The 7,168-nt window shown below is 72.6% G+C and carries 5 protein-coding genes; 2 read left to right on the top strand and 3 right to left on the bottom strand.

Going from position 1 to position 7,168, the window contains the following annotated elements; translation table 11 throughout:
* Window positions 1-388 precede the first annotated feature (388 nt).
* Window positions 389-937 (bottom strand): MarR family winged helix-turn-helix transcriptional regulator, encoded by a 549-nt coding sequence (locus tag AQJ11_RS44320; RefSeq protein WP_014673551.1) that lies wholly within the window; start codon window positions 935-937, stop codon window positions 389-391.
* Between the two features lie 122 nt (window positions 938-1,059).
* Between AQJ11_RS44320 and AQJ11_RS44315 the strand changes: the two genes are divergently transcribed.
* The gene (locus tag AQJ11_RS44315; RefSeq protein ID WP_208616773.1) at window positions 1,060-2,337 is read left to right on the top strand and encodes an MFS transporter; all 1,278 of its coding nucleotides are present in this window, start codon (window positions 1,060-1,062) and stop codon (window positions 2,335-2,337) included.
* Between the two features lie 200 nt (window positions 2,338-2,537).
* On the opposite strand, the gene AQJ11_RS44310 is transcribed toward AQJ11_RS44315, so the two are convergent.
* Window positions 2,538-4,199, bottom strand: coding sequence for an ATP-binding SpoIIE family protein phosphatase (locus AQJ11_RS44310; RefSeq protein ID WP_058081045.1), 1,662 nt, complete (start codon window positions 4,197-4,199; stop codon window positions 2,538-2,540).
* Window positions 4,200-4,331: 132 nt separating this feature from the next.
* Window positions 4,332-5,711, bottom strand: a complete 1,380-nt coding sequence (locus AQJ11_RS44305) for an NAD(P)/FAD-dependent oxidoreductase (protein WP_059267293.1) — start codon at window positions 5,709-5,711, stop codon at window positions 4,332-4,334.
* A gap of 376 nt (window positions 5,712-6,087) precedes the next feature.
* On the opposite strand from AQJ11_RS44305, the gene AQJ11_RS44300 reads away from it, so the two are divergent.
* Window positions 6,088-6,873, top strand: a complete 786-nt coding sequence (locus AQJ11_RS44300; RefSeq protein ID WP_059267292.1) for a TetR/AcrR family transcriptional regulator — start codon at window positions 6,088-6,090, stop codon at window positions 6,871-6,873.
* The last annotated feature ends 295 nt before the right edge of the window (window positions 6,874-7,168 follow it).

The raw sequence follows: 7,168 nt of genomic DNA, 5'->3' as shown, positions 1-7,168 counted from the left end.
TCATTTTCCGATCCGATTTCCTCGGTGCTTTCCAGGTTCCCGCTCTCGCGTTTCCCTTTCCGGCGGTTCCGACTCTATCAGATCCTTTCGGCGTCTGATCCCCAGTCAGCGGGGTCTGTCTTCCCGGCCGTTGGGCCGTTCCGACGTCTCAAACCTTAGCGGATCCGCCCGGCGATTCCCAATCGGGCCGCCGAGTCCCTATTCGAATTGAATTCGGGCGCGCCGAAATCAACCCGGAGGGGGGATCGTGCTGAAGGTGTGAGGGGTGCCGCTCGGGGCGGCTGAGGTGTCACCGAAGAACCGTTACGGCTCCGCGGCAACCCGAAGAACTTTACGGATCGAGCAGGGGCGTGTCAACACCCTGGTGTCAAGATCTTTTCTGTGGGCGTCAGTCCAGGTCGCTGAGCCGGCCGCCGGCGTCCGGCTGGGCGTGTTCCACCCGGCGCAGCAGTCTGGTCAGGACCTCGCCGAGCACCGCGCGCTCCGCGGGAGTGAGGTCCTGGAGCAGGTCCTCCTCGAAGACCGTCGCCAGGCGCATCGCCTCCAGCCACTTCTCCCGGCCCTCGGGGGTCAGCTCCACGATGACGCGGACACGGTTGGACTCGTCGCGCTCCCGGGTGACCAGCCCCTCGGTGACCATGCGGTCGATCCGGTGGGTCATGGCGGCCGGGGTGAGGCCGAGCCGCTTGGCCAGCTCGCTGGGGCCCATGCGGTAGGGAGCGCCGGAGAGGACCAGCGCCTTGAGGACCTCCCACTCGGCGTTGCTGATGCCGAGGGCGGCGGTCTGGCGGCCGTAGGCGACGTTCATCCGGCGGTTCAGGCGGGACAGCGCCGACACGATCTTCTCGACCTGGGGGTCCAGGCCCTGGAACTCGCGCTGGTAGGCGGCGATCTGTTCTTCGAGCGTCGGCTCTGTGACGCCGGGGGTGTCGGCCATGGCCGCAGTATCGCACGGGAGCCCTTTGCCTTGAAGTCCTTGACCATGTACTCTTTAGCTTTGAAGTTTAGCTTCGAAGTCTTCAGGTCTAACTAGTGAGTGAGGTGAACGTGACCAGGGCGATGGGCGCAGCGATGCGCCGGATCCACGTGGGCAACGCACTCAGCGCGTTCGGGCTCGGCTTCACCGTCCCCTACCTGTACGTCTATGTGGCGCAGGTGCGGGGACTGGGAGCCATGACGGCGGGACTCGTGCTCGCCGTCTTTGCCGTGGCCGCGCTGATCGTGCTGCCGTTCGCCGGCCGGGCGATCGTGCGGCGCGGCCCGCTGCCGGTCCTGGTCGCCGCCCTGGTGACCGCCGCCGTGGGCGCGCTGAGCCTCGGTCTGGCGGGCAGCGCCGCGAGTGTGCTGCTGTCGGCCGCGGCGCTCGGGGCCGGGCAGGCCGTGATGCAGCCGGCGCTGGCGACGATGATCGTGGACTGCTCCTCGGCGGACACGCGCTCGCGTGCGTTCGCGATGCAGTTCTTCCTCCAGAACCTGGGGCTGGGCGTCGGCGGTCTGATCGGCGGCCACCTCGTCGACACCACGCGCGTGTCGTCGTTCACGCTGCTGTTCGCGATCGAGGCGGCGATGTTCCTGCTGCTGGTCGGTGTGCTGGCGACCGTGCGGATGCCGCACTCGCCGCGCCTGGCGGACGCTCCGGCGGGGTCGGCGAAGGGGAGCTGGAAGCAGCTGCTCGGGAACCGGGCGATGGTGCAGCTGTCCGTGCTGGGCTTCGTGATCTTCTTCGCCTGCTACGGGCAGTTCGAGTCGGGGTTGAGCGCGTACGGCGTGGAGGCGGCCGGGATCTCCACGTCCGCGCTGGGTACCGCGCTGGCCGCGAACACGCTGATGATCGTGGTCGCCCAGTTCGCCGTGCTGAAGTTCGTGGAGCGGCGCCGGCGGTCGCGGGTCATCGCCGCGGTGGGGCTGATCTGGGCCGTGGCCTGGCTGGCCGCCGGGTACGCGGGGCTGGGACACGGCAGCCGGGAGATGGCCACGGCCGCGTTCGTGTCGACGTACGCGTTGTTCGGGCTGGGCGAGGCGATGCTGTCGCCGACGGTCGCGCCGCTGGTCGCCGATCTGGCGCCGGAGGGCATGGCCGGGCAGTACAACTCGGCGTTCGCTCTGGTCAAGCAGCTGGCACTGGCCGTCGGTCCGGCGGTGGGCGGTCCGCTCGGGGCCTCGCTGCCCGGGCCGTACATCGTGACCTTCCTGCTGTTCTCGCTGGGGATCACCGTCCTGGCGCTGTGGCTGGGGCGGCGGCTCACCGCCGTACAGGACCGGCCCTGGCTGGCGCGCGGGACCCGGGTGGTCACCCGGGGCGGGGCGTCCACCGGACCGGTGCCCGCGGACGCGTGAGCCCGCGGTGCGTCACGGCCGTCACCTCCGGGTGACGGCCGTCGTCGTGTGCCGGGCGTGTCGGTCGGCGGGTGGCCGTGGCGGGGAGGTCGTCGTGCCGCAGGCAGAGGTCCAGGTCGGTGGCTCCGGGCGCAGGTCCACGGCGTCCGGCAGCTCGCGGACGGGGGCCGCGATGCCGCGCCGGCGGGTCCGGCGGCCGGTCAGTGCTTCGCCTTCGGCAGGGCGAACTCGCACCACACCGCCTTTCCGCCGCCGGGGGTGCGGCGGCAGCCCCAGCTGGAGGCGATCGTCGCGACGATGGCGATGCCCCGGCCCGACTCGTCGCCGGGCTCGGCGCGGCGGCGCCTCGGCAGGTGGTCGTCGCCGTCGGTGACCTCCACGATGAGGCGGCGGTCGGTGCGGCGCAGGCGGAGCCGCATGGGCGGGGTGCCGTGCTGGAGGCTGTTGGCGACCAGCTCGCTGGTGGCGAGGACGCCGAGGTCGTGCAGTTCGGCGGGGAAACGCCAGCTGGTGAGGACGCCGGAGGCGAAGGCACGCGCGCGTGGGGCCGCTTCGACGCCGCCGAGGAGTTCGAGGGCCGCGTTGCGGAAGAGGTCGCCGTCGGGTCCGGTCCGCGCGGGGTGCTGGAGGACGAGGACGGCCACGTCGTCGTCGTGGTCGGCGGTGACGCCGGCCGAGCGGACCAGGCGGTCGCAGACGACCTGGGGGCTGCCGGTCGCGCCGGCGAGGGCGCCTTCGAGCGCGGCGATGCCCTCGTCCAGGTCGGCGTCGCGGCGCTCGACCAGGCCGTCGGTGTAGAGGACGGCCGTGGAGCCGGGGCCGAGGGCGATGGAGCCGGAGGAGTGCATCCAGCCGCCGGTGCCCAGCGGCGGGCCGGTGGGTTCGTCGGTGCGGGAGACCGTGCCGTTCTCGTCGCGGACCAGGATCGGCAGGTGGCCGGCGGACGCGTAGACCAGGCGTCCCTCGTTCGGGTCGTGGACGGCGTAGACGCAGGTGGCGATCTGGTTGGCGTCGATCTCGGCGGCGAGGCCGTCGAGGAGTTGCAGGACCTCGTGCGGGGGCAGGTCGAGGCGGGCGTAGGCGCGGACGGCCGTGCGGAGCTGGCCCATGACGGCGGCGGCGCGCACCCCGCGGCCCATGACGTCGCCGATGACGAGGGCGGTCCGGCCGCCGCCGAGGGTGATCACGTCGTACCAGTCGCCGCCGACCGCGGCCTCGGTGCCGCCGGGCTGGTAGGTGGCGGCGATGCGCAGGTCGTCGGGCTGCTCCAGTTCCTGCGGGAGCAGCGAGCGCTGGAGAGTGACGGCCGTCTCGCGCTGGCGGCGCTCGCTGGCGCGCAGGCGCTCGGCGGCCTCGGCGTGGTCGGTGACGTCCGTGGCGAACACGAGAACCGCGCCGCCGCCCGCGGCGCGGTCGCCGTCCTCGGCGACGGGGGTGCAGGTGAAGGTGTACGAGCGGCCGTCGACGGCCTTGCGGGACTTCAGGGTGCGGGGCTTGCCGCTGCGCAGCACCTGGTCGAGCAGCGGGAGCAGGCCCAGTTCGGCGAGTTCGGGCAGGGCCTCGCGGGCGGTCGCGCCGGTGGCGCGGGCGCCGAAGGCCGTCGTGTAGGCGTCGTTGACGTAGGCGATGCGGTGGTCGGGGCCGTGGAGGAGGGCGACGAGGGCCGGGACGCGGTCCAGGACGTCACGCGCGGGCAGTTCGTCGACGGCGGGTACCGGGGCCGTGCCGTCGGCGGGCTGTCCGGCGCGGGCCGCGGGCACGGAGCCTTCCCCCCGCCGGTCCGGGGAGACCGCCGTCTCGGTCCGCGCGGCGGCGCGGCGCTGCGTTCCGGGGAGCCGGGCGCTCCAGCGCGTGAAGTTCACTTGGGGAAAGCCTCGTGGGTGCTAGGGCGGGCGGGTGCCCGTCCGACGTCGTAGGGCAGTCTGGCAGGGAGCGGGCCGCGGCGGGCGACAACCGTCAGACGCCGGGGCGGGCCGTGGAGTTCCTGAGTCCGGTCAGGACGACCCCTTCGGGTCGTCGGAGGGGCTGTGAGGAGGATTTCCACCGGCCGCGAGTTCGAACTCCGCTCGGGGGTGTTCGAGTGAACCGAGCGAGACGATCTCCCGTTTGAAGAGCCCGGCGAGGGTCCATTCGGCGAGCACCCGGGCCTTGCGGTTGACGGTGGGCACCCTGCTGAGGTGGTACAGGCGGTGCATGAACCACGCAGGGTAGCCCTTCAGTTCGTGCCCGTAGACCTGTGCGACGCCCTTGTGCAGGCCGAGGGAGGCGACCGAGCCGACGTACTTGTGCGCGTACGTCTGGAGGGGCTCGCCGCGCAGGGAGTGGACGATGTTGTCGCCGAGGACCTTGGCCTGGCGGACCGCGTGCTGGGCGTTGGGGGCGGTCTCGGTGCCGGGTTCGGCGGCCGTGACGTCGGGTACGGCGGCGGCGTCGCCGGCGGCCCAGGCGTGCTCGGTGCCGTCGACGGTGAGCTGGGCGGTGCAGCGGAGCCGGCCGCGGTCGGTGCGCGGCAGGTCGGTGGCGGCGATCAGCGGGTGCGGTTTGACGCCGGCCGTCCACACGACCGTACGGGTCGGGAAGCGCTGGCCGTCGCTGAGCACGGCGACGCGGTCGGCGCAGGACTCCAGCCGGGTGTCCAGCAGCACCTGGATGTTGCGGCGGCGCAGCTGGGTGACGGTGTACCGGCCCATCTCGGGGCCGACCTCCGGGAGGATGCGGTCGGTGGCCTCCACGAGGATCCACTTCATGTCCTCGGGGCGGAGGTTGTGGTAGTAGCGCGCGGTGTAGCGGGCCATGTCCTCCAGCTCGCCGAGGGCCTCGACGCCCGCGTAGCCGCCGCCGACGAAGACGAAGGTGAGGGCGGCGTCGCGGATGGCCGGGTCGCGGGTGGAGGAGGCGATGTCCATCTGCTCGATGACGTGGTTGCGCAGGCCGATGGCCTCCTCGACGGTCTTGAAGCCGATGCCGTACTCGGCGAGGCCGGGGATGGGCAGGGCGCGGGAGACCGAACCGGGGGCGAGCACGAGTTCGTCGTAGCCGAGGAGTTCGGCGGTCCTGCCCTCCTCGGCGGTGGCGAGGGTGGTGACGGCGGCGGTGCGTACGGCGTGGTCGATCGAGGTGACCTCGCCGACCACGACGTGGCAGTGGTCCAGGACGCGGCGCAGCGGTACGACGACGTGGCGCGGGGAGATCGAGCCGGCGGCGGCCTCGGGGAGGAACGGCTGGTACGTCATGTAGGGATCGGGGGTGACGACGGTGATGTCGACCTCGCCCCTCCTCAGCTCGGCCTTCAGCTTCCGCTGGAGGCGCAGGGCCGTGTACATCCCGACGTAGCCGCCGCCGACAACCAGAATGCGCGCACGTTCCTTCACCATCCCATGACGCACCCGCCGCTGGAGTTTGTCCACAGCCCCGACAATTTGTGTGACCGGCGGCCCGGTGTGCGCACGGCCGGCCGTGGCGTCCGCGCGGGACGAAAGGGGGCAGGTCAGCGGGGGCGGGCGACAGGGGGTGAAGGGCGGGAATCGGGATGTATACACCCCGTACTCCGATCGGGGGGCGCACTGTACGGAACCTGCCCCTTCTGAATTGACTTCCTCTCAACTATGTTCGTGTGTCGACGGGGTGTAGGGAATGTGGTCGAACGGGTCCGCGACGGGCGGATCCGGTCGGGACCGAAGCCAGTTCCGCGCGCCTCGCGTTCAGTGGCGGGGAGTCTCCGGGGGGAGACGTCATTACCGGGGGAAACACATGCATGTTCAGGACACGCACTGGGCATCGGCAGCGGCCGTCGCGCCCGGCGGCAAGGCGATGAGCGCGGCGGTGGGCAACGGACGCGCCGACACGGCGCGGACGACCCCGCTGCGGGTGGACGCACAGCGCAACCTGGAGCACGTGCTGCGCGCGGCACGTGAGGTGTTCGGCGAGCTGGGGTACGGCGCGCCGATGGAAGACGTGGCGCGGCGGGCCCGGGTCGGGGTCGGCACGGTGTACCGGCGCTTTCCCAGCAAGGACGTGCTGGTCCGGCGGATCGCCGAGGAGGAGACGGCCCGGCTGACCGATCAGGCCCGGGCGGCGCTCGGGCAGGAGGACGAGCCGTGGTCGGCGCTGTCGCGGTTCCTGCGGACGTCCGTGGCGTCCGGGGCGGGGAGGTTGCTGCCGCCGCAGGTGCTGCGGGTCGGCTCCGCCGGTTCCGGTGACACCGGTGACACCGGTGCGGCAGGTGAGGCGGTCGGCCTCGTCGGCGAGGCGCGGGTGCCGCAGCAGCGGGTGCAGCCGGGGAGTGCCGAGTTGCGGCTCGTGGCGCAGGAGGCCGCGGTGGCCGATGACGCCGGGGCCGGGGCGCTGCTCGATGTGGTCGGGCAGTTGGTGGACCGGGCCCGGGCGGCGGGTGAGCTGCGGACGGACGTGTCCGTGGGTGACGTGCTGCTGGTGATCGCCACGGCGGCGCCGTCGCTGCCGGACGCGGCGCAGCAGGCGGCGGCGTCGGCGCGGTTGCTGGACATCCTGCTGGAGGGGCTGCGGTCCCGGCCGTAACCGGGCCTCGGCTTGCCCTTCGGAGGCGTTCCGTCCTCGACCGGCACCACCCGCGCGGCTGTCGCGGTCGGGTGGTGCCGGTGGCTTTCCCGGGGCGGGTGCGCCGTCGACGGCCGCGGGTCGCGGTGTACGGCCGCCGCCCCGTCGTGGGTACGGGGGCGTGGAGCGGTGGTGGGGCGCGCCCACGCCGTCCCGCGCCCCCTTCTGCGTCGAGCGCCCCTCGCATCGGCTTCGGTGGCCGGGCGTTCGACGGGTGTTCGGGGGATGGGGGAGGCAAGTGCGCTCGGATGAGTGG

Origin of the sequence: Streptomyces corchorusii (assembly GCF_001514055.1) — a bacterium.
Taxonomy (GTDB): domain Bacteria; phylum Actinomycetota; class Actinomycetes; order Streptomycetales; family Streptomycetaceae; genus Streptomyces; species Streptomyces olivaceoviridis.
This window is presented reverse-complemented; position numbering and strand designations above follow the sequence as displayed.

Bases quoted from the DNA above. Each gene is read 5' to 3' on its own strand.
- AQJ11_RS44320 (WP_014673551.1), bottom strand. From the start codon at position 937: ATGGCCGACACCCCCGGCGTCACAGAGCCGACGCTCGAAGAACAGATC.
- AQJ11_RS44315 (WP_208616773.1), top strand. From the start codon at position 1,060: ATGGGCGCAGCGATGCGCCGGATCCACGTGGGCAACGCACTCAGCGCG.
- AQJ11_RS44305 (WP_059267293.1), bottom strand. From the start codon at position 5,711: ATGGTGAAGGAACGTGCGCGCATTCTGGTTGTCGGCGGCGGCTACGTC.
- AQJ11_RS44300 (WP_059267292.1), top strand. From the start codon at position 6,088: ATGCATGTTCAGGACACGCACTGGGCATCGGCAGCGGCCGTCGCGCCC.